We start from the raw sequence: 21350 nt of genomic DNA, 5'->3' as shown, positions 1-21350 counted from the left end.
GTGACCAAGGAGCCGATCCCGGTCCTGCCGACCGTCCACTACAATATGGGCGGCATCCCCACCAACTATCACGGCGAGGTGCTGACGCTGCGCGACGGCAACCCGGACAGCGTCGTCCCCGGCCTGATGGCCGTGGGCGAGGCCGCCTGCGTCTCGGTGCACGGGGCCAACCGCCTGGGCTCGAACTCGCTGACCGACCTGGTGGTGTTCGGCCGGGCCGCCGGCCTGCGCTGCGGCGAGGTGGTGGACAAGGCGTCGGCGGTGCCGTCGGCGTCCAAGTCGCAGACCGACGCGCATCTGGCCCGGCTGGACCGTTTCCGTCACGCTTCGGGTTCGACGCCCACGGCGCATCTGCGTCTGGACATGCAGCGCGCCATGCAGTCCGACGCCGCCGTGTTCCGCACCGGCAAGACGCTGGAGGAAGGCGTGGCCAAGCTGCGCTCGATCGACGCCGCCGGCGCCGACATCAAGACCACGGATCGCGGCCTGATCTGGAACACGGACCTGATGGAGACGCTGGAGTACGACAACCTGATCGCCCAGGCCGTCGTCACCGTCGAAGGCGCGCTGAACCGCACGGAATCGCGCGGCGCCCACGCCCGCGAGGACTATCCGGACCGCGACGACGCCAACTGGATGAAGCACACCCTGGCCTGGAAGCGGCCGGGCGAGGGCGTCCAGATCGATTATCGTCCGGTGCACAAATACACGATGACCGATGAGGTCGCGTACATCGAGCCCAAGGCTCGGGTTTACTAAGGGCTATCGCAGATGGTTCAGCTCACCCTCCCGCGCGGGTCCAAGCCTTCCAAGGGCAGGGTCCACAAGGCCCCGGCCGGCGCGACAAACGTCAAGACCTACAAGGTCTATCGCTACGATCCCGAGGTGGACGCCGATCCGCGCTGGGACGTCTATGAGGTCTCGACCGACGACCACGGCCCGATGCTGCTGGACGCCCTGATTCACATCAAGAACGAGATCGACCCGACCCTGTCGTTCCGCCGGTCGTGCCGCGAGGGCATCTGCGGGTCGTGCTCGATGAACATCGACGGGCGCAACGCCCTGGCCTGCACCAAGGGCTGGGACGAGTGCGAGTCGCACAACATCACCATCGGCCCCCTGCCCCACCAGCCGGTGGTCAAGGATCTGGTGACGGACCTGAGCCTGTTCTACGCCCAGTACGACTCGATCCAGCCCTATCTTCAGTCCGACGAGCCGGACCCGGAGACCGAGCGGCTGCAGACCCCGGCCGAGCGCGAGAAGCTGGACGGCCTGTACGAGTGCATCCTGTGCGCCTGCTGCTCGACCTCGTGCCCCAGCTACTGGTGGAACCAGGAAGAGTATCTGGGGCCGGCGGCGCTGCTGCAGTCCTATCGCTGGATCTCGGACAGCCGCGACGACGCGACGGACAAGCGGCTGGACGACCTGGAAGACCCGTTCAAGCTGTACCGCTGCCACACCATCATGAACTGCGCCCAGGTCTGCCCCAAGGGCCTGAACCCGGCCAAGGCCATCGCCGAGACCAAGAAGCTGATGGTGGCGGCCAGCCGGAAGAAGACGGCGGCGTGAGGTGAACGGGCTGCGGGTGGTCTCGCTGACGCAGACCTGCGGTCGCAGCCCGGCGCAGTGGGAAGGACGTCTGGATGATGATCGCCCGATCTTCATCCGGTACCGACATGGCAATCTGACGGTGCAGCTTGGCGAGCCGGGAGCCGGGCTGGACGGCGCGCTCGATGCGCCGCCATGGTTCGACCGTGAACTGGTGATCGATGGTGATCATGCAGCAGCGCCAATCGACCGGGTCGCGGAAATCACCGGCCTGATGATTGACTGCACCGTTGAAAGCCTCTGATAGAGCGGCCATGGCGAAGATCACCTACATCGAACACGACGGGACCGAGCACGTCGTCGAGGTCAAGAACGGGCTTTCCGTGATGGAGGGCGCGATCCGCAACAATGTGCCGGGCATCGACGCCGATTGCGGCGGGGCCTGCGCATGCGCGACGTGCCACGTCTATGTCGATCCGGACTTCGCGGCCGAGACGGGCCGCCCCTCGGCGATGGAGGAGTCGATGCTGGACTTCGCCGAGAACGTCGAGCCGAACAGCCGCCTGTCCTGCCAGATCCGCGTCAGCGACGATCTGGACGGGCTGATCGTGCGACTGCCCGAAAACCAGCATTGAGATGATCGACGACCGGCTGCTGGACGCGGTCGGGGCGCTGGCGGCGGCCCACGGGGACGCCGGGCGGATTCCGATCGTCGGCGTTTCGGGCGCGCAGGGGTCGGGCAAGTCGACGCTGGCGCGCGAGGCGGCGGCGCGGCTGGGCGGGGTCGCCCTGTCGCTGGATGATGTCTATCTGACGCGCGCCGAGCGGGCGGTGCTGGCCGCAGAGGTCCATCCGCTGTTCGCCACGCGGGGGCCGCCGGGGACGCATGACCTGGCCCTGCTGGAGCGGACGCTGGGCGCCTTGCAGGCGGCGGGGCCGGGCGACCGGACGCCCTTGCCGTCGTTCGACAAGCTGACGGACGAGCGGCGGGCCGAGCGGGACTGGCCGGTGTTTCAGGGCCGGCCGACGGCGATCGTGCTGGAGGGTTGGTGCCTGGGGGCGACGCCGCAGACGGATCAGGCGCTGGCGACGCCGGTCAATGCGCTGGAGCGGGAGCAGGACACGGACGGGACGTGGCGGCGCGCGGTCAATGCGCGGCTGGGCGCGGATTACGCCCGTCTGTTCGCGCGGCTGGACGCCCTGCTGTTCCTGAAGGCGCCGTCGTTCGAGGGGGTGCTGGACTGGCGATGCCAGCAGGAGGCGGGGCTGACGGGGGCGCCGGTGACGCCTGTGCGACGCGCCGAACTGGCGATCTTCATCCAGTATTTCGAGCGGCTGACCCGGCACATGCTGGGCGGCGGCGTGCGGGCTGACCGCATCATCTCGCTGGACACGGATCGCCATGTCATGGCCGGGCGTTAGGCGCAGCCATGGCCCTGTTTTCCAAAGATACGCCCGACCGCCGCGCCGAGGCCCGCCGCCCGGCCAATACGCGCGGCGTGGTGGTGGCGCCGGGGCTGGAGATGGCCTGTCTGATCGTCGACCTGTCGGATCTGGGGATGCGCATCCGGCTGGAGCGCAACATGACCCTGCCGGCGGAGGTGGTGGTGATCGACGTGGCCGCCGGCGTCGCGCACGAGGCGCGGGTGCTGCGCCGGGACGGCGCCGAGGCGGGGCTGAAGCGGTTGTCGCAGACCAGGCTGGGTGGCCTGACCCCATCGCGTCTGACCGCCGCCCGCGACGCCTGGCTGCGGGCGCAAGGCCGCTAGGGCGTCAGCGTTCGGGCCAGGAAGGCGACCACTTTCGGCCAGGCGTCGGCGCGGGCCGCGGCGTCAGCGTCGGGGGAGCCGCCGCTGCGAGGGCTGTCGCGCGGGCCGCCGTCGCCGACCAGATCGTGACCGGCCTCGGGATAGCCCAGCAGTTCGGTCGGCAAGCCGGCCTCGTTGCGGGCTCGCTGAATGTTGATGGCCGCGCGGGTCGCGTTCCACTGGGCGTCCTTGCCGCCCGCGATCAGCATCAGCTCGCCGGGATAGGTTTCGACGGGAATGCGGGCCCCGGCTTCCTTGTCCGGATGGTCGGCGCGGCCGTTGTCGTGAATGGCGCGCAGGTCCGCAGTCGGGCCGGCCAGCAGCCCCTCGACGAAGCCGCGATAAGGCATGAAGGGCAGCGGTTCGCCGCCGAACGCGAAGGACGAGCGCGTCCCCTCGGCCTCGAGCATCTCCAGGCCCCAGCCCTCCCAGACCACGTCGGTCGGGGCGTAGGCGACGACGCTGTCGATCCACGGATAGCGGCTGGCGGCGATCAGGGCGAACTCGGCCCCTTTCGACGCGCCGAACAGGCCGAACCGCTCGATATCGACTCCGTCCATGCCGCGAAGCGCGTCGCGAAGGTCGGCCATCTGATCGACGCGGATGTCGATGAAGCTGCCGGGCAGGTCAGGGAATTTCGGCGGTGGGCCGAAGTCGCCCCAGTTCGGCGAATAGTAGGGCAGGCCGACCGCGGCATAGCCCAGCCGCGCCAGGATCGGGCCGAACCGCTCGCCCGCCTCGTCGTTGCCGTCGGCGCCGTGCAGGATGACGACCACCGGCCGCGCCGTTTCGTCCGCCTGACGCCAGACCTTGGCGTGAGGGAAGCCGGCGATCGGTGTCTGCACGATCTCCTGCGCGTGTGCGCCCGTCGCCAGCATCAGGGCGCCGATCAGGGCGCCCGCCATACGTCTCAGAGTCTTCATCCCGACCTCCCGTGTTCAAGGGGTAGTCGCCGCCGGGCGGGGGATTGGATGCAGCGGCGTCAGACGCCCTGCGGCATCGTTCCGGAGTTGATGGCGATACGGCCGATCAGACCCTTGACGATCAGGTCCAGGGCCGAGCCTTCGCGGTAGTCGGCGGCGGCGACGAAATTGACCCGGTCCTCCGAGATCAGGCCGTAGATCTTTTTCTGGTCGCGCTCGGAATTGCGCGGGTCATAGACGGCGACCGAGAAGCCCCCCTTGGTGTGCATCATCTTCATGGTCGGCACGTCGGTGTCGCCGTCGCCCAGGAAGATCATCCGGTCGAACGGCACGGGGCGGTCGTCGTCGGCGATGAAGCGGTTGATCCGCTCATGCTCCCAGTGGTTCAGCACGCCCTTGTTGATGCGGAACAGATACTGGGTCTTGGTGGTGTAGTTGACGCCCACGGCCGGCCAGATGGCGACGCCGTCCTTGTCGTAGACAAACTTTGACGCGAAGACGTGGCGGAATTCGTCGCGGATCGGGCAGCCGTCGATCATCTCCTCCAGCCCGGCGGAGATGATGTAGTGCTCGATTTCCAGCCCGTATCTGGCGCCCACGGCGTTGATGCGGTCGAACCAGCCTTCGCCGGTCAGGTCGGATTTCAGTCCGTCGAACAGCTTTACGTCCTGGCCATGCTCGCGCAGCAGGGCGCGGGTGATCGGGGCGTCGTTCAGCCGCGCGTGGTGCAGCATCAGCTGCATGTACATCAGGATGCCGTCGCCGTCGGCGTCCTTGGTCAGGCGCTCGGCCTCTTCCCAGAAGTCGCCGATGCCCATGCCCACCGAGGGGATGAAGCTGACCTCCTGCATGTTCCCGCGGGCCAGGGTGCCGTCGAAATCGTAGATGAGGGCGGTGCGCAGCATGGAGGTGTCCCGAGTTTCGCGACCAGTGATGCTGGCGCGAAGATCTGAGCCCGGATGCAGATCGCATTCGAGCCGATTTCGCTCGCTCTAGCAGGAGCGGCGACGGAAATCAGCCCACGGTCTGATCGACGCGGCCCAGGGTCAGTTCCGGATGGGCGGCGACGGGCGTGGCCTCGACCGGCAGGTGCAGGATGAAGGCGGCGCCCTTGCCCGGCTCGCTCTCGACCTCGGCCCAGCCGCCGTGCAGTTCGACCAGCGCCTTGACCAGCGCCAGACCGACGCCGGGGCCGCCCCGGTCGCGGCGGACGAAGCGGTCGAAGACGTGGGCCTGAAGATGATAAGGAATGCCGCGTCCGGTGTCCTCGATGCGGATGCGGACCTCGGACGGGCTGGCCTCGGCGCTGAGGGTGACCTGACCGTCCTCGGTCACGGCGCGGGCTGCGTTCTCCAGCAGTTGTTCGACGGCTTGGGCGATGCGGCGGGCGTCGGCGCGGATGGGGCGCAGGTCGGCCGGGCAGTGGATCACCAGACGCGCGCCGCGTCCCTCGATGCGCGGGCGAACGCGGTCGGCGGCCTCGTCCAGCAGGTCGCGGACGCGCACGTCGTGCAGCGTCAGCTCCATCTCGCCGGCGTCGATCTGGGCCATGTCCAACACATCGTCGATGGAGCGGGCCAGCTGACTGGCGGCGACGCGGATGGCGCCGGCGTGCTGGCGACTGCGCTCGGGCAGATCGCCGAGCGTCTCCAGCAGTTCGGAATAGCCGACGATGGTCGTCAGCGGCGTGCGCAGTTCGTACGAGACGCTGCCGACGAACTCGCGTTTCAGGGCCTGACTTTCCTGAAGCGCGGCCTCCTTGGCCAGAAGGGCCTGCTCCAGCCCGCGCCGGGCGGTGACGTCGGAGAAGGCGACCAGGGTGGCGCCGTCCGGCAGGGGCCGGGTCTGCCAGGCGGCCAGCCGTCCGTCCGCCGTCCGCCCCTCGCCCGAGACGGCGACGCGGCTTTCGGGATCGGGGTCGGCGACCCGCGCCTTGAGCCCCAGCCACAGGGTCGGATCGGCCAGCACCGGCTTGCACAGATCGGCCACGGCGTCGAAGTCGGTTGCCGCGCGCAGGGTGTCGCCGGACAGGCCCCAGAAGGTCTCGAACGCCTCGTTGTGCAGGCGCAGGCGGCCGTCCGAGCCGAACACGGCGACGGCGTCGTTCAACTTGTCCAGCGTGGCGCGCTGGACCTGGATCTGGGCGTTGAAGCGGCTGCGCAGCTTCAACTCGTCGGTCATGTCCGAGAACAGCAGCAGGACGCCGCCCAGCGGGTGCGGTTGGCGCACCACGCGCAGGGTGCGGCCGTCGGGCAGGGACCAGCTGTCATCCGGCGCGGCCTCGGCGGCGCCATAGAAATCCAGCTCACGCGCCTTCCAGGCGGCGTAGTCCATGGTTTCGGGCAGTTGCCGCTTCTGGCGCAGCCGGTCCAGCAACTCGCCATGGGTCGGCCGCTCGTCCAGCCAGGCCGGGTCGAGGTCGAACAGGGCCTGGAAGGCGGTGTTGTGGAAGGCCAGGCGCCGCGACGGGCCGAAGATGGCGACGGCGTCGGCCAGGTGGTTCAGCGTCTCGTCGTGCGCCTCGACGTGGCGGCGCAGGGTGTCGCGCGTCTCCTCGGCCTCGGTCATGTCGAGGGCGAAGATCATCACCGCCCCGGCGCCGCCGGGCGCAGGTTCGGCCACGATGCGCCATGCGCGGCGGCGGCCGCCGCCGGTGATCCAGCGGAAACCCTCCTGACGCAGGCCCAGGCGGCGCGCCTCGGCGGCCAGGGCGTCGGCGCCGCGATCGAAGCTGAGGCCGCGCGACTGGGCGTCGACCAGCCCTTCGGCCTTGACCTCGTTCAGCCAGGCCTGATTAGCCCAGGCCAGGCGGCCGGTGGCGTCGGTGACCCAGGCGGGGAAGGGGGCGGCGTCGGCCAGAACGCCCAGGGCGCTGTCGGTCGCCTCGGCGCCCATGGCGGCGATGGCCCCGAAACGCGACAGCCGCAGCCAGGCCGAGCCGGCGACGGCCCGCCCCTCGACCTTCCACACCTCGCCGGCGGCGGGCAGGGCCAGATCGAAGGCCTCGCCATGGTCAAGCAGACCTTCCAGCGCCACCGGATCGGCGGCGCGCACCATGCGGATCAGGGCGACGGCGGGATCGGCGTCCTCCTCGATATCGGCCGTCACGCCCGACAGCAGGCCCAGGTCGCCCAGGGTGGCGCGCACGCCGCCGTCGCTGGACAGGGCCAGCCGCACGTCGGCGAAGGCGGACAGGGCGGCGTCGCGCGCGCCCAGATCGGCGGCGGCGCGTTCGGCGATACGATCCATGCGGTGTTCGCGCGCCGACAGACGGGCGCGCAGACGCCAGGCCCAGGCGCTGACCGCCAAGGCCAGGCCCGCCGTCCCGGTCGCCGCCACAAAGGCGATGTCGGCCTCAGCCATCAATTCACCTGCCGATTCGCGCATTCACCATAACGCACGTCGCGCGAATTCCACGCCCCCTCTCGCAAGCCGGGGCGATCGGGGCGATATGGACGGGATGACCGCAAGCTGGACCGATCAGACCGCCCCCTCGCTGGACGATTTCGCGCGTCTGGCGCGCGACGCCTTCGACGCCCTGCCCGAGCCGTTCCGGTCGCTGGCGGGGGAGGTGGTGCTGCGCATCGACGATTTCGCCGATGAGGCGACGCTGGACGAGATGGGGATCCCGGATCCGTTCGAACTGACCGGCCTGTACCACGGCGTCGACATCGGCCGCCGCGACAGCCTGGGCCCGGCGGCGGAACCGTCGCGCATCTTTCTGTACCGCCGCCCGATCCTGGACGAATGGTGCGAGCGGGGCGACGTGGGCCTGTCCGAGATCATCGCCCACGTCCTGATCCACGAGATCGGTCACCATTTCGGCCTGGACGACGACGACATCCATCACATCGAAGACGGGGCGCACTGAGAGCCGGCTGATCGGGCGGTCGTTCGCGCTTCGTGAGCGGCGCCGCCTGTCTGTTCGCGAAAGGACGGCGGTCGTCGCCGCAAGTCCGCTGGCGAAGCGACGGCGGCGCAGCGAGGGTCGGGGACATCGGAGCCCGGCGGTCGGGTTCCTTCGCCTTCGGGAACCCTCGCCATGAAGATGCTCGCCGCCCTCGCCCTCTTGTCCCTGTCGTCGGTTCCGGCCCTGGCCGACGAGCTGACGGTGAACGTCGATGTCGGCGCCACGACCGGGGATGTCCTGATCGCCGTGTTCGACAGCCAGGCCGCCTATGACGCCGGCCGGCCGATGCGCGCTGTCCGCATCGATGTGGCCGGGGGCGCCCGCAGCGCGACGGTCGACCTGCCGACCGGCGACTACGCCATCAAGGCCTTCCACGACGTCGACGGAGACGGCCAGATGAACAAGAATCCGTTCGGCATGCCGACCGAACCCTATGCCTTTTCCAACAATGCGAAGGGCAATATGGGGCCGGCCCCGTGGGGCGAGGCGCAGTTCGCCGTCACCGGCGCCACCATCCACGCCCTGACCTTCCGCTGAGGGGGGCCGACATGACCCCTTCCCGCCGAGGATTCCTGATGGGCGCCGCCGCCCTGTCGGCTGCCGTCGCCACGCCCGAGATGGTCCGCGCCGCCGCCGCGCTGGAGCAGGCGGCCGACTGGGCGCTGGCCACCGCCGACCTGGAGGCCGATGTGGCGCCGCGCGCGCTGAGCCTGGTCCACGGTCGGGCGCCGGACGGACTGGCCGGGACGCTGTTCCGCAACGGGCCGGGCAAGTTCCGGCGGCCGGGCGGCAGCGCCACCCACTGGTTCGACGGCGACGGCCTGATGCGCGCCTTCCGCATCGAGGACGGCCGCGCGACCCTGCAGGCCCGCTTCGCCGACACGCCCAAGCGCCGCACCGAGACCGAACTGGACGCGGTGGTCACGCCGGGCTTCGGCACGGCCGGCGACGCGCGCGCCCGGCTGGGGTCGAATGATGACGCCAACGCCGCCAACACCGCCGTCCTGCCGATGGGGGATACGGTCTGGGCGCTGTGGGAGGCGGGATCGCCGCTGGCCATGGATGCGAACGACCTGTCGACACAGGGGTTCGTCACCCTGCGGCCCGACCTGAAGGCCATGCCGTTCCAGGCCCATCCGCGCATCGGGCCGGACGGGTCGATCTGGAACATCGGCCTGAATGGCGACCGGATGATCGTGTGGCGGTTGAATCCCGACGGCGGTTTGCATTCGGCGCAGATCGTGGACCTGCCGCGCGCCAGCTTCATGCACGACTTCACCGCCACCGACCGGCATCTGGTGATCGTGCTGCAGCCGTGGGTGTTCGAGAGCCGGCGCATGCCCTTCGCCGCCCAGTTCGCCTGGAAGCCCGAGATGGGGACGCAGGTGATGGTGCTGGACAAGGACGATCTGAGCCGGCGCCGGATATTCGACCTGCCGACCTTCTCCTATTTCCACCTGGGCGACGCCTGGGCCGAGCGGGACGGGACGATCCGGTTCGACGTGGCCGCGGGCAAGGACGTGGCCTTTGCGGTCGAGGGCGCGCGGGTGCTGGTTGAGGGGCGGGGGACTGTGCCGGGCGAGCCGCCCACGCTGAAGTTGGTCACGCTGCACGCCGACGGGCGGGCCGATATCGCATCCAGCGGGGTGACGGCCGAGTTTCCCAAGGCCGATCCGCGCCGGGCGGGCCTGGCGCGTCGCCGCACCGTCCATGTCGGCGGAGAGCGGCCGGGCAGGCCCCTGCCCATCAGTCTGGCGGTCCACGACTGGGAGACCGGGCGCAGCGACGCCTTCGAGTTCGGCGAGCGCTGGATCGTCGAGGAGGCGGTGTTCGTGCCCAAGCCGGGGCGCGAGGCCGAGACCGACGCCTGGCTGATCGCCCCGGCGATCAACCTGGCCGAAGGGGTGACGGAGCTGCATGTGTTCGAGGCGGGACGGGTGGCGGACGGGCCGGTGACCAGCTGGCGTGCCGATGTGGCCCTGCCCGCCGGGTTCCACGGGGCGTGGGCGGGGGCGATTTGAAAAGTTCGCTGAATGGCGAACTGATCTTGACTCTGAGATCGGGGCGAGATTAGTTCGCCATATGGAAAACCATAACGACCGTTTGAGCCTGGCGTTCTCGGCCTTGGCCGATCCGACCCGGCGCGCCATCGTCGCGCGCCTGTGCAGCGGCGACGCCACGGTCGGCGAACTGGCCGAACCCTTTCAGATCGGGCTGCCGACCATGCTGAAGCACATCGGCGTGCTGGAGCGCGGGGGCCTGATCTCGTCCGCCAAATCCGGGCGGGTGCGAACCTGCTCCCTGGCGCCCGGGACGCTGCGGGGGGCCGACGACTGGCTGCGCGCGCATATCGCGACGTGGGAGGGCCGGCTGGATCGGCTGGAGGCGCATCTGGCCCGCAAACCGGAGGACACGAAATGACCGACCGCGCACCGCAGATACCCACGACACGGACCCCCTCGGCCTGGGCCGACTGGCCGCTGGACCGCGAGATCGTTCTGGCTCGCGTCATCGACGCCCCGCGCGAGCGCGTATTCGACGCCTGGACCGACCCCGAACAGCTGGCCGCCTGGTTCGGCCCGGAAGGTCTGACCATCCAGACGCACGAGATCGACGTGCGGGAGGGCGGCGTGTGGCGGTTCGACATGGTCGGCGCGGACGTCCGCTACGACAACCGCATGACCTTTCTGCGCATCGACCGGCCGCATCGGATCGAGGTCGAGCACGGCTCCGATCAGGACGACGATCCCGGCAAGTTCCGCATGCTGGTGACGTTTGACGAACAGAGCGACGGCAAGACGGTGCTGACCCTGCGTCAGCTGCATCCGACGCGGGCGCATCGTCAGGCGGGGGTCGGCTTTGGCGCGGTCGAGTACGGGGGGCAGACGCTGGACAAGCTGGCGGCCCACCTGGCCCGGTTCGACCAGGGAAGCCGCCCCTAGTACCAGCCGGCGTCTCTCAGCGCCCGGGCGTGGCGGCGGCTGACGGGGGCGGTCAGGCCGCTGTCCAGCGTCAGCATGGCGCGGCCATCGCCGCGTTCCACCGCGCGCACGGCGTCGCGGGCGACCCACCAGCTGCGGTGGGTCTGAGCGCCCTCCAGCCCCTCAAGTTCTTGCAGGGCGTCGGACAGGCGCATCAGGATCAGGTCGCTGCCCCGGTCCGTGTGCAGGCGCAGATAGTGGTCCTCGGCCTGGACGGCGATCAGCCGGGCGCCGCGCAGACGCGGGGGCAGGCGGTCAAGGAAGCGGACGACGGCGGGGCCCGCGGCCGGGGCGTGGGTCTGGATCGTGCGCTTGGGCGAGACGAAGACATTGACCGCGCTGACCGCCAGGGTGACGACCGTCACCGGCGCAATCAGTTGCGGCAGGGCCTCCAGCGGATAGACGCGGCCGGTGAAGACCAGACCGGTGACGGCCCAGACGATGACCGACAGGGGGCCGGAGATCAGCAGGGTCAGGGCCGCGACCTGAAGCCAGGGTCGGTCGTCCAGATCGACGAACCGCTCCAGCAGCCGGGCCGAGGCCAGACCCCAGACGCTGCCCAGCAGCATCATCGGAATCCAGTAGGCCAGCCGCGCCGTCAGCGACGCGCCGCCGGACCCGAAGGCGCCGGCCAGGGCCAGGAATCCTCCGATGGCGACGGCCACCGCCGCCGTCCGCGCCGCATCGCGCCACGGCGCCTCGCCCCCTGTCATGTCCGATCGCCCCATGGCGCCCTTGAGACCACGAAACCGCGCGGCGATGAAGGGGTCAGCCGCGATCCATGGTCTGGCGGATAAGCTTGTCCATCTTGTCCGGCCCCAGGTCGTGAGCCAGAGCGCTGCGGAACTTGCCGTCCGGCCCCATCAGATAGATCGTCAGCGAGTGGTTCATCGTATAGCCCTCGCCTTCGCCGACCTTCTGGAAATAGGCGCGGTAGACCTTGGCCGCCGCCGCCACCTGTTCGGGCGTGCCGGTCAGGCCGATGACCCCGGCGGGGAAGCCGTCGCTGGAAAGATAGTCCTTGAGCATCTTGGGCGTATCGCGTTCCGGGTCGATGCTGATGAAGACGATCTGCAGATCCTTGGCCCGGTCGCCCAACCGGTCCTGCGTCGCCTTCAGCGTGGCCAGGGTGGTGGGGCAGAAGTCGGGGCAATAGGTGAAGCCGAAGAAGACCAGGCTCCATTTGCCGTCCAGCAGCGTCTGGTCGACCGGGCGGCCGTCCTGATCGATCAGCTGGAAGTCGCCGCCCACCATGGGCTGGCCGGTGGCGACGGATTCGGTGACGGCGGCCTGCTGGCGGCCATTGACCACCAGCACGGTGATCAGGGCCAGGGCCGCGGCGATCATCAGGCAGGCGCCGGAAAACAGCAGGATCGAACGACGGGGCATCGGATTTCCAGAGGCGGTCAGCGTTGCGGCGGTCTATAGAAGAGGCGTGAGCGCGATAGAAGCCGATCCGACGTCGCAGTCCGGGCTGGAGCCCGAGCCGCCCAGCTGGCGCCATATGCCCCGGCGCGGGCGGGGGCTGAGCCTGTCGACGCTGATCGTGCTGCGCTGGCTGGCCATACTGGGCCAGACGGCGACGATTTTGACCGCCTATTTCGCCCTGCATTTTCCCCTGCCGCTGTGGGCCTGTCTGGCCGTGATCGGGGCCAGCGCGGCGTTGAACCTGGCCGCGACCCTGCGCCAGAGACAGGGCGGGGCCAATCTGCCCGACGGGCGGCAGACCGGGGTGCAGCTGGGTTTTGACATCGTGCAGCTGTCGACGCTGCTGGCCCTGACCGGCGGCCTGACCAATCCGTTCTGCCTGCTGCTGGTGGCGCCGGTGACCATCGCGGCGGCCGCCCTGCCGGCGCGGGCGGCGTCGGTGCTGGCGTTGCTGGCGCTGACGGCGACGATGGTGCTGTTCTTCTGGTCCATGCCGTTGCCGTGGCGGCTGGGCGAGCATCTGGAGCTGCCGGTGCTGTACCGGTTCGGCATGGCGCTGGCGCTGGTGACGGGGGTGGTGTTCACCGCCGGCTACGCCTGGCGGGTGGCGGCCGACGCCGAAAAGCTGGAGCTGGCCCTGGCCACGACCCAGGACGTGCTGCAGCGCGAGCAACGGCTGGCGGCGCTGGGCGGACTGGCGGCGGCGGCGGCGCACGAGCTGGGTACGCCGCTGGCGACCATCCAGGTGGTGGCCAAGGAGCTGCTGCGCGAGTCGCCCAGGGGCGGCCCGGCGGCCGAGGACGCCGAACTGATCCTGCAACAGGCCGACCGCTGCCGCGAAATCCTGAAACGCCTGTCGCAGCAACCGGAAGAGGGCGACGACCTGTATGCGGACGTCGGGCTGAAACAGCTTCTGGAAGAGGTGATCGAGCCTCACCGGGGCTTTGATCTGGCGTTCGAGGTGGTGGTGCGCGGTCCGCCCGGGCAGCCCCTACCCCGTGTCCGCCGCCTGCCCGAGGTCATCCACGGTCTGTCCACCCTGGTCGAGAACGCCGCCGACTTCGCCGCCGCGCGGGTGCGGGCGCAGGCGACGGTGGACGCCGGCTGGATCGAGATCGAGGTGATCGACGACGGCCCCGGCTTCGCCAGCGAGATCCTGCCCCGACTGGGCGAACCCTATGTGACCAGTCGGCCCCAGGCCAAGGCACGCCGGGCGCTGGCGGCCCAACTGGCCGCCGCGACACAGGCCGCGCGCGCCCCGAAAAAGGGCCGCAAACCGCCGGACCCGTTGACGCCAATCGCCCCCAGCCAGGGCGGGATGGGACTGGGCTTCTTCATCGCTCGCACCCTGCTGGAGCGCACCGGCGGCAAGGTCACGGTCGGATCCGGCGGCCGCGAAACGGATCAGCCGAAGGGCGCGCGCGTTTCAGTGCGATGGCCCCGTCAGGCGCTCGAAGTGTCGCAGGGGTAGGGCCGAGGCTTGACCACAGGGCCGCGCGCCCCGACTTGAGGCACAGGAGACTTAACAGATGTCCGACCTCGAAGACCGTATCGCCCAGCTGGGCGACAAGACCCTGTTACTGCTGGACGACGATCAGGCGCTGAGGACGCGTCTGGGACGGGCGCTGGAATCGCGCGGCTTTGTCGTGACCACGGCCGGCTCGGTGGCCGAGGCCGGCGAGGCGCTGAGGGCAGGCGTTCCGGCCTTCGCCGTGCTGGACATGCGGCTGGAGGACGGCAATGGCCTGAAGGTGGTCGAGGCCATCCGCGACCGGCGCGAGGACGCCCGCATCGTCATGCTGACCGGCTACGGCGCCATCGCCACCGCCGTGGCGGCGGTCAAGGCCGGCGCCGTGGACTATCTGCAAAAGCCGGCCGACGCCGACGACGTGGTCAAGGCCCTGCTGATGACCGGCGAAGCGCCCGAGCCGCCGGAAAATCCCATGAGCGCCGACCGGGTGCGCTGGGAGCATATCCAGCGCGTCTATGAGCTGTGCGACCACAACGTCTCAGAAACCGCCCGCCGCCTGGGCATGCACCGCCGGACGTTGCAACGCATCCTGGCCAAACGCGCGCCGCGATAGCCGCATTTTAGCGGCCTACCGCCCTTCGGGCTGCTTGAGGCTTTGCCGAGCGGGCCTATCGCGCGTCGCGCTGCTTGAGGCCTAGGGGATCAGTCGCGCAGGGTTCTGAGGGCGCCCAGGCGCGCGAAGGCCAGGGTCAGGGCCTTGCGTCGCGCGGGCGCCAGCGGGGTCGCGGGCGCGTCGCGCACCACGGCGCCGCCGAAGCCGTCGGCGACGATCAGGCCGGGTTCGTCCGGCAGAACCCCCTGGGGAAATTCAGGCGCGACGGCGAAATAGAAGGCGTCGCAGTAAGGGCCGTATTCGCCCCACTTGCGATCGACGCGATAGTCGTCCAGCCCCGATTTCACCTCGCAGATGACGATGTCGCCCCGGGGGCCCAGCGCCATGACGTCGGCCCGCCGCCCGTTGGGCAGGCAGACCTCCAGCAGCGGCGCATAGCCCATGTCCATCAACAGCCGCGCCGCGCCGCGCGTGACGGCCAGCGTCGTCTCGGGACGCGAGAAGACAAGCTCCAGATGGACGGCGGCGGATGCGGGCATGGCGCCTTTATGTTCCGCCTATGTTCCTATCGCAAGCGCTGCCGGTTGATGCGCCACTCTTCGCGCGTCTGGCCCCAGGCGTCGACGGGGACGGTCTCGAACGGGGCGGGCAGGGCGGTCGGGCCCTGATTGGTCGAGCCCAGCCGTTCCGCCAGCTTCTGTGACGGGAGGTTGTCGGGGTCGATGCAGTGGATGACATCGGACCAGCCCAGCACGTCGAAGGCGTAGTCCATGGCCGCCGCCGTGGCCTCGACCCCATAGCCCTTGCCCTGGGCGTCGGGGTGGAGGCCCCAGCCGATCTCTGTGCCCGGCCAGCCGTCGGGCGTCCAGGGACCCAGGCGGCCGACCCACAGGCCGGTCGCCTTGTCGATGACCGAGAACATGGCCACCCCGGTCAGGGACCAGGCGCCGGCCATGGTCATGAAGCCGCGCCACGCCGCCGCCCGCGACTGGGCGCCGCCGATGAAGCGCGCGGCCTCCTCGTCGGCCATGAACTCGGCCCAGCGGGGGAAATCCTCCATCGCCGTGGGGCGCAGGATCAGGCGTTCGGTTTCAAGGATGGGGCCGGTCAGAGCAGATACTCCCGTTCGAGGGTGTAGTGGCTGCCGTCGCCGGTCAGCACACTGGAATAGAGGCCGAACCGGTCGATGCGGATCGGCGGGGACTTCAGCAGATTGTGGCCCGCGATCCAGGCTCCGATCCGGTCCGGATTGGCGTGGGGCTTCAGATAGGCCAGGGTCACGTGCGGCCGGTACTCGCGGTGTTCGGCGGGAACCCCGGCGCGCTCGCCCGCCGTGCGGCAGCGGCCGGCCAGCACGGTCAGGGGCTCGCTGCGCTCCAGCCCCGCCCACAGGGTATGGCTGCGGTGTGTGTCGCCAAAGGCGCCGACGCCGGACAGCGTGATCTCGAACGGCCCGCCGCCCGCACGGCTGAGCTCGGACGCCAGATCATCGGCCGCGCGCTCGCTGACCTCGCCATAGAAGGCCAGGGTGACGTGCAGGGCGTCCAGCGGCCGCCAGCGCGCGCCGGGCAGGCCGGACTGCCGTCGCGACAGGATCTCGGCGATGTCCTCGGGGATCGATACGGCGGTGAACAGACGAAGCATGCGACCCTTGGTAGCGGCCGGAACCGCGCCCCGGAAGTCCGGTTTTTCTTGCAGCGGGGCTATTGCGTCCCGATATTCAGCTCACGACGGAGGATCGCCTCCGCCAACGGGAGACTTGGTTCGCCATGAGCGACTTCAACAACGGCTACGCCCGCCCGCTGCCGCAGACGGCCGACATGGCCGTCGACGCCGGGCTGCGCGGTTTCATGCTGGGTGTCTATAACAAGCTGGCCCTGGGCCTGGTGGTCGCCGGCGCCCTGGCCTATCTGACCGGCAATGTCCCGGCGGTGCAGCAACTGCTGTTCGGCCTGACGCCTGAAGGCCGTATCGGCCTGACCCCGCTGGGCATGGCGGTGCAGTTCGCGCCGCTGGTGCTGCTGTTCGGTTCGATGTTCTTCATGAAGAACCCGACCGCGCGGGGCGTGAACCTGCTGTACTGGGCCGTGGTCGCCACCATCGGCGCCGGTCTGGGCGTGCTGTTCCTGCGCTATACGGGCGGTTCGCTGGCCTCGACCTTCTTCGTCACCGCGGCGGCCTTCGGCAGCCTGAGCCTGATCGGCTACACGACCAAGAAGGACCTGACCGGTATGGGCACCTTCCTGATCATGGGCGTGATCGGCCTGATCATCGCCATGGTGGTCAACATGTTCCTGCAGTCGGGCATGATGAGCCTGATCATCAGCGGACTGGGCGTGCTGATCTTCTCGGGTCTGATCGCCTACGACACCCAGCGACTGAAGATGACCTACTACGCCCTGGGCGGCGACAACGCCGCCATGGGCGTGGCCACCGGTTTCGGCGCGCTGAGCCTGTTCATCAATTTCGTGAACCTGTTCCAGTTCCTGCTGGCCTTCATGGGCGGCAGCCGGGAGTAGGGCTTCTATCAGGATGGATAGGGAAAGGGCCCCTCGCGGGGCCCTTTCTTTTTGGCCGACAGGTCAGGGCGTATCGCAGCGCCAGACGATGAGCGGGCCGTCCTCCTCGTCCACGCGCTCGGCGACCCGGTCAAAGCCGGCGTGCAGCAAAACGCGTTGCGAGGCGGGGTTCAGGACACTGGTTTCGGCGACCAGGGCGATCACCCGAGGGTCGTGTCGGGCCCAGCGAACGATGGCCATGACCGCGCCGCCAGCATAGCCGCGCCCCTGACGGGATGGGGCCACGCCATAGCCGATTTCAACCACGCCGCCCTGGGGCGGACGGGTGATCGAGCACAGGCCGACGACTTCATCGTCATCGACGATCAGCCAGGAGGCGGGCGCGAAGGTCGCGCGGACTGTGGTGGCCACATCGGCCAGCATCGCCAGGACTCCGGGCGGCGCAATGGGCGTGTCGGGCAGCCGAAAGCGCCGGGGCGCGCGGCCGTCCGCTAGGGCGGAATGATCTTCCGCCGTGGTTTCGATGATCATGTGTGTCTCGAAGGAAAGGAGCCGGATCGGGTCCGGCGATCTCTCCGCGAGCCGTCAGCGAAGCGGAACGCTTCGATGCGTCAATGCACGGCCGCGGATGCGGGACGGTGCGATAACGGGGGCAAAGGCAGTCTCCTGGGTGACCGCCGCATCCTTGACGATCGGGCGCCCGCTGTAAATGCAGCCGTGGCCCGCTAATCCACCACCTGGAATTTGCGGCTGTCGAAGACGCGCAGCACCTGGGCCAGGTCGCGGCCGCGTTTCAGGACGTGGCCGCCCTCGCCGATGACGGCCCACTGGCCCTGTTTGTGTTGCAGGGCAGGACGTTTCTCGATCCGGTAGGCGGGGGCGTCGCCGGAGCGGCGGAAGACGGCGAACTCGGCCACCTCCCGATGGCCGATCATGGCGTAGTCGCGCCATTCGCCCGCGGCCACCATCCGGCCATAGACCCGCAGGATCAGATCCAGTTCGCGGCGATCGAAGAAGATCGGCCCGGCGACCGGCGCGGCGTTGGCGTCAAAGCTCATGGTTCAGAGATTAGGATGGCCAAGAGCGTTCGCCAGTGCCGTTTCCGTGAATCAGGGTTCGTCGGACACGGCGCCGCGAAATAACCCTTACTGTCACGAAATGGCCCCGTTTCGGTCCATCGCCCGCCTGTTTGGCCCGCGATAGAAGATTCATCGGCCAGTCGGAGTTCGGAGGGATCCCGGATCCTGAACAGCCCCCCCAGCCCCCCAGGATGTCTCCATTCAAGGGCTCTGGCTGGCCGATGCTTCCTCCAAGCGAGACGCCCGCTGCGCCCCCCTCCCCCTCCTGGCGCGGTGGGCGTTTTGCATTTGGGCCTTGCCTTACATCCTTAGCTGGCCGGGCGCAGACGGATCGTCTCGCGCGTGTCGCCACGCGTCACCGTCAGCGTCACCTCGCCACGACGCGCACGCAGGGCGGCGACAAAGGCGCGGCGGTCGCCGGTGGGCGCGCCCGCGACAGCCGTGATCACATCCCCCGCCGTCAGCCCCGCCGCCGAGGCCGGTGAGCCCGGCTCGACCGCCGAGACGACCACGCCGCCGCCCGCGCTGGCGTCACGCACGGTCGCCCCATGGGCCAGAACCACATCGACCCCGGCCACTACGGCCTCTGTGCGAGGCGCTGCGACGGTCAGGGTGGCGGCGATCTCACGTCCGCCGCGCTGATAGACGATGGCCAGCGCCGTACCCGGCGTGGCCACGCCGACGGTGGCCAGGACCGAACCCGCATTGGCCACGACCCGGTCCTGGATCTTCAGGATGATGTCGCCGCGCCGCAGGCCCGCCGCCTCGGCCGGAGAGCCCGGCATGACGTCATCGACCACGGCGCCGCGCACGATGGACAGGCCCAGGTCGCGGGCGCGCTTGGCGGTCAGCGAGCCGACGATAGCGCCGGACCGGCCCCGCTTGACCTCGCCGGTGGCGCGCAACTGATCGACCACGAACATCATGATCCGGGTCGGCACGGCGAAGGCGATGCCGTCGTTGCCGCCGCCGCCGCCCGACAGGATGGAGGTGTTGATGCCGATCAGCCGGCCCCGGCTGTCCAGCAGCGGCCCCCCCGAGTTGCCTGAGTTCACGGCCGCGTCAGTCTGAATATAGTCCTCGACGGCATCGCCCAGACCGGAACGGCCCAGGCCCGAGATGACGCCCATGGTCAGGGTCTGGTCCAGCCCCAGCGGATAACCGACGGCGAAGGCCATGTCGCCGGTGCGCAGGGTGTCGGAATCGACGATCTCGACCTGGCTCAGGCCCGTCGCGGTGATCCTGAGCACGGCCAGGTCGGTGGCCTTGTCCGAGCCGATCAGTTCGGCGTCGAACAGCCGGCCGTCGTTCAGGTCGACGGTATAGGTGCGGCCGCCCTCGACCACATGGTTGTTGGTGATGATGATGCCCTGGGCCGCGTCGATGATGACGCCTGAGCCGGACGAGCTGGGCTTGGCCGCATTGTCGCCTGAGGTGGGCCCGCGCGACTGACCCAGGGTCGTGACCTGAACCACGGCGGGCAGGCTGTTCTCCAGCCCGGCGGCGAAGGTGAAGACGCCGCGCGCCGCGTCATAGGGCATGGCAGGCAGGGTTTGGGCGGGCGACGTCTGCGCGCCCGCTCCCGTGGCGGCCATGACGGCCAGCAGGCTGATTCCGGCAAGCCGCAGGCGAAGGGTCGGGCGGGCGGACATGGCGGCTCCAGACAGGCGTTCGGTCCGAGCCTAGCGACAGTTTCGGCCCGTGACGACACCCGTATCGTCGGCGCGCGAAAACCGAATGGCGTTCCGTGCGTATAGGGACGGTCGCGATAGGGCGATGCAGCATCAGGTTCGCCTCCATGACCCGAGTTCTTCCCGTCGTCGGCCTCCTTGTGCTGGGCCTGGGCGCGACGGCCTGCGCCACGGCTCCGGCGCCCCGGGCCGGTTTCCTGTCCAGCTATGACGGGCTGGAGGCCCGGGGCGATACGCTGCGGGCCTCGGTTCATCAGCGGCGCGACGAGGCGCTGGCCACGACGGTTGAGCGGGTGCGGATCGAACCGACGGTGCTGACGCCGGGCGTGGCCGAGCTGTTGACGCCGGAAGAGGCCGCTCTGGTGCGAGGCGAGGTGGACCGGCAGGTCTGCTACGAGCTGAGCGAGCGTTTCACCGTGGTCGACCAGACCGGACCCGACACCGGCACGGTGCGGCTGGCGGCGACCCGGATCGTGCCGACGGGACAGGCGGGGTCGGTCGCCTCGGCTGCGGCGAATTTCTTTATCCCCGGCCCCATCGGCGTGCGCGCGCCGGGCACAACGGGCGGGCTGGCGGCCGAAGCCGAGCTGTTGGCCGCCGACGGCCGCCAGGCAGCGGCCATCGTCTGGGCGCGCAACGCCACCGTCATCGGAACGGACAGTCCCTCATTGTCGCGGGTCGGCGACGCGCACCAACTGGCCGAGGTGTTCGGCGACATGGTCGGCGACGCCTTCGCCCCGTCCGACCGCAAGGTTCGGCCCATCGCCGACCCCGACCCCTGCGCCCGCCACGGGCCGCGCATGCGTCCCGAAGGTTTCGTCACCAAGGCGGTGACCGGCCTTTACGCCCCCGAACTCAGCGGCGGGCAGACGCGCAAGCCCGCCGAGCCCGGGGATTGATCGCGCGAACGCCCTAGAACGCGGCCTGTCCGGTGATGGCGCGGCCGAGGATGAGGGCGTGGACGTCGTGTGCGCCTTCGTAGGTGTTGACGGTCTCCAGGTTCATGGCGTGGCGCATGACGTGGTGTTCGCCGGTGATGCCGGCGCCGCCGTGCATGTCGCGGGCGACGCGGGCGACGGCCAGCGCCTTGCCGCAGTTGTTGCGCTTCATCAGGCTGATGGCCTCGGGGACCCAGGCGCCGGTGTCCAGCAGGCGGCCCAGCGCATAGGCGCCCTCGAAGCCCAGGAAGATCTCGGTCTGCATGTCGGCCAGCTTCAGCTGCACCAGCTGGCGCGACGACAGCGGGCGGCCGAACAGCATGCGCTCGGCGACATAGTCGCGGCTGGCGTGGAAGCAGAACTCGGCAGCGCCCATCGCGCCCCAGGCGATGCCGAACCGCGCCTTGTTCAAACAGCTGAACGGCCCGCGCAGCCCCTGTA

At 69.6% G+C, this 21350-nt stretch carries 27 protein-coding genes; 15 read left to right on the top strand and 12 right to left on the bottom strand.

Annotated features, from left to right (window positions below):
- From EON91_RS10850 to EON91_RS10825, 6 genes are all read left to right on the top strand, one after another.
- A partial coding sequence (locus EON91_RS10850; protein WP_292094495.1) for an FAD-binding protein occupies positions 1–759 on the top strand: 759 nt, incomplete at its 5' end.
- A 12-nt stretch (positions 760–771) separates the two neighbouring features.
- Entirely contained in the window at positions 772–1569 is a 798-nt protein-coding gene (locus EON91_RS10845) for a succinate dehydrogenase iron-sulfur subunit (protein ID WP_292094492.1), read from the top strand.
- A gap of 1 nt (position 1570) precedes the next feature.
- On the top strand, positions 1571–1852 hold the full coding sequence (locus tag EON91_RS10840) for a hypothetical protein (RefSeq protein WP_292094490.1): 282 nt from the start codon (positions 1571–1573) through the stop codon (positions 1850–1852).
- 10 nt (positions 1853–1862) lie between these two features.
- Positions 1863–2183, top strand: a complete 321-nt coding sequence (locus EON91_RS10835) for a 2Fe-2S iron-sulfur cluster-binding protein (RefSeq protein ID WP_292094486.1) — start codon at positions 1863–1865, stop codon at positions 2181–2183.
- Position 2184: 1 nt separating this feature from the next.
- Positions 2185–2970: a kinase gene (locus EON91_RS10830; protein WP_292094484.1), complete on the top strand. Its 786-nt coding sequence runs from the start codon at positions 2185–2187 to the stop codon at positions 2968–2970.
- 8 nt (positions 2971–2978) lie between these two features.
- On the top strand, positions 2979–3317 hold the full coding sequence (locus EON91_RS10825; protein WP_292094482.1) for a PilZ domain-containing protein: 339 nt from the start codon (positions 2979–2981) through the stop codon (positions 3315–3317).
- On the opposite strand, the gene EON91_RS10820 is transcribed toward EON91_RS10825, so the two are convergent.
- The 3 genes from EON91_RS10820 to EON91_RS10810 form a co-directional block, all read right to left on the bottom strand.
- Positions 3314–4279 (bottom strand): acyl-CoA thioester hydrolase/BAAT C-terminal domain-containing protein, encoded by a 966-nt coding sequence (locus tag EON91_RS10820; RefSeq protein ID WP_292094479.1) that lies wholly within the window; start codon positions 4277–4279, stop codon positions 3314–3316. The two genes, EON91_RS10825 and EON91_RS10820, sit on opposite strands and share 4 nt — an antisense overlap.
- 59 nt (positions 4280–4338) lie before the next feature.
- Positions 4339–5184, bottom strand: coding sequence for an HAD family hydrolase (locus EON91_RS10815; RefSeq protein ID WP_292094476.1), 846 nt, complete (start codon positions 5182–5184; stop codon positions 4339–4341).
- Between the two features lie 109 nt (positions 5185–5293).
- Positions 5294–7642, bottom strand: a complete 2349-nt coding sequence (locus tag EON91_RS10810; protein WP_292094474.1) for a PAS domain-containing sensor histidine kinase — start codon at positions 7640–7642, stop codon at positions 5294–5296.
- A gap of 97 nt (positions 7643–7739) precedes the next feature.
- Between EON91_RS10810 and EON91_RS10805 the strand changes: the two genes are divergently transcribed.
- The 5 genes from EON91_RS10805 (at position 7740) to EON91_RS10785 (ending at position 11131) form a co-directional block, all read left to right on the top strand.
- Positions 7740–8150 carry a metallopeptidase family protein gene (locus EON91_RS10805; protein WP_292094473.1) on the top strand — a complete coding sequence of 137 codons (411 nt, stop codon included), beginning with the start codon at positions 7740–7742 and terminating at the stop codon, positions 8148–8150.
- 171 nt (positions 8151–8321) lie between these two features.
- Entirely contained in the window at positions 8322–8726 is a 405-nt protein-coding gene (locus tag EON91_RS10800; protein WP_292094472.1) for a DUF2141 domain-containing protein, read from the top strand.
- An 11-nt stretch (positions 8727–8737) separates the two neighbouring features.
- Positions 8738–10210 carry a carotenoid oxygenase family protein gene (locus EON91_RS10795; RefSeq protein WP_292094469.1) on the top strand — a complete coding sequence of 491 codons (1473 nt, stop codon included), beginning with the start codon at positions 8738–8740 and terminating at the stop codon, positions 10208–10210.
- A gap of 61 nt (positions 10211–10271) precedes the next feature.
- The gene (locus EON91_RS10790) at positions 10272–10610 is read left to right on the top strand and encodes a metalloregulator ArsR/SmtB family transcription factor (RefSeq protein ID WP_292094465.1); all 339 of its coding nucleotides are present in this window, start codon (positions 10272–10274) and stop codon (positions 10608–10610) included.
- Entirely contained in the window at positions 10607–11131 is a 525-nt protein-coding gene (locus EON91_RS10785; protein WP_292094463.1) for an SRPBCC family protein, read from the top strand. The genes EON91_RS10790 and EON91_RS10785 overlap by 4 nt, the downstream gene beginning before the upstream one ends.
- On the opposite strand, the gene EON91_RS10780 is transcribed toward EON91_RS10785, so the two are convergent.
- Together EON91_RS10780 and EON91_RS10775 are read right to left on the bottom strand one after the other, a co-directional pair.
- Entirely contained in the window at positions 11128–11883 is a 756-nt protein-coding gene (locus tag EON91_RS10780; RefSeq protein ID WP_292094460.1) for a LytTR family DNA-binding domain-containing protein, read from the bottom strand. The two genes, EON91_RS10785 and EON91_RS10780, sit on opposite strands and share 4 nt — an antisense overlap.
- 55 nt (positions 11884–11938) lie before the next feature.
- A complete protein-coding gene (locus tag EON91_RS10775) occupies positions 11939–12559 on the bottom strand; it encodes an SCO family protein (protein WP_292094455.1) in 621 nt (206 codons plus the stop codon).
- Between the two features lie 115 nt (positions 12560–12674).
- On the opposite strand from EON91_RS10775, the gene EON91_RS10770 reads away from it, so the two are divergent.
- Complete coding sequence (locus EON91_RS10770) at positions 12675–14069, top strand: ActS/PrrB/RegB family redox-sensitive histidine kinase (protein ID WP_292094501.1); 1395 nt, start codon at positions 12675–12677, stop codon at positions 14067–14069.
- A 58-nt stretch (positions 14070–14127) separates the two neighbouring features.
- Positions 14128–14682 (top strand): ActR/PrrA/RegA family redox response regulator transcription factor, encoded by a 555-nt coding sequence (locus tag EON91_RS10765; protein WP_292094453.1) that lies wholly within the window; start codon positions 14128–14130, stop codon positions 14680–14682.
- An 89-nt stretch (positions 14683–14771) separates the two neighbouring features.
- Here EON91_RS10765 and mmcB read toward each other — a convergent pair whose 3' ends face one another.
- Genes mmcB through thpR form a run of 3 tightly spaced genes read right to left on the bottom strand, consistent with a single transcriptional unit; the run spans position 14772 to position 16326 of the window.
- A complete protein-coding gene (mmcB, locus tag EON91_RS10760; RefSeq protein ID WP_292094451.1) occupies positions 14772–15221 on the bottom strand; it encodes a DNA repair putative endonuclease MmcB in 450 nt (149 codons plus the stop codon).
- Positions 15222–15247: 26 nt separating this feature from the next.
- Positions 15248–15793: a GNAT family N-acetyltransferase gene (locus EON91_RS10755; protein ID WP_292094497.1), complete on the bottom strand. Its 546-nt coding sequence runs from the start codon at positions 15791–15793 to the stop codon at positions 15248–15250.
- A complete protein-coding gene (gene thpR, locus EON91_RS10750) occupies positions 15790–16326 on the bottom strand; it encodes an RNA 2',3'-cyclic phosphodiesterase (RefSeq protein ID WP_292094449.1) in 537 nt (178 codons plus the stop codon). Before thpR ends, EON91_RS10755 begins: the two co-directional genes overlap by 4 nt.
- Positions 16327–16451: 125 nt before the next feature.
- Here thpR and EON91_RS10745 point away from each other — a divergent pair, with 125 nt between their 5' ends.
- Positions 16452–17201, top strand: a complete 750-nt coding sequence (locus EON91_RS10745) for a Bax inhibitor-1/YccA family protein (protein ID WP_292094446.1) — start codon at positions 16452–16454, stop codon at positions 17199–17201.
- A gap of 63 nt (positions 17202–17264) precedes the next feature.
- On the opposite strand, the gene EON91_RS10740 is transcribed toward EON91_RS10745, so the two are convergent.
- The 3 genes from EON91_RS10740 to EON91_RS10730 form a co-directional block, all read right to left on the bottom strand.
- Entirely contained in the window at positions 17265–17732 is a 468-nt protein-coding gene (locus EON91_RS10740; RefSeq protein WP_292094443.1) for a GNAT family N-acetyltransferase, read from the bottom strand.
- Positions 17733–17926: 194 nt separating this feature from the next.
- Complete coding sequence (locus tag EON91_RS10735; RefSeq protein WP_292094442.1) at positions 17927–18259, bottom strand: DUF2794 domain-containing protein; 333 nt, start codon at positions 18257–18259, stop codon at positions 17927–17929.
- A gap of 329 nt (positions 18260–18588) precedes the next feature.
- Complete coding sequence (locus tag EON91_RS10730) at positions 18589–19932, bottom strand: trypsin-like peptidase domain-containing protein (RefSeq protein WP_292094440.1); 1344 nt, start codon at positions 19930–19932, stop codon at positions 18589–18591.
- A 146-nt stretch (positions 19933–20078) separates the two neighbouring features.
- Between EON91_RS10730 and EON91_RS10725 the strand changes: the two genes are divergently transcribed.
- Entirely contained in the window at positions 20079–20870 is a 792-nt protein-coding gene (locus tag EON91_RS10725) for a DUF3313 family protein (protein WP_292094438.1), read from the top strand.
- A gap of 13 nt (positions 20871–20883) precedes the next feature.
- Here the strand turns inward: EON91_RS10725 and EON91_RS10720 are convergent.
- Positions 20884–21350 (bottom strand): acyl-CoA dehydrogenase family protein (locus tag EON91_RS10720; RefSeq protein ID WP_292094435.1); only part of this gene is annotated, 467 nt, incomplete at its 5' end.

This window comes from Brevundimonas sp. (assembly GCF_004210735.1).
Lineage (GTDB): Bacteria > Pseudomonadota > Alphaproteobacteria > Caulobacterales > Caulobacteraceae > Brevundimonas.
The sequence above is the reverse complement of the archived record's forward strand: the minus strand, read 5'-3'. Positions and strand labels throughout refer to the sequence as shown.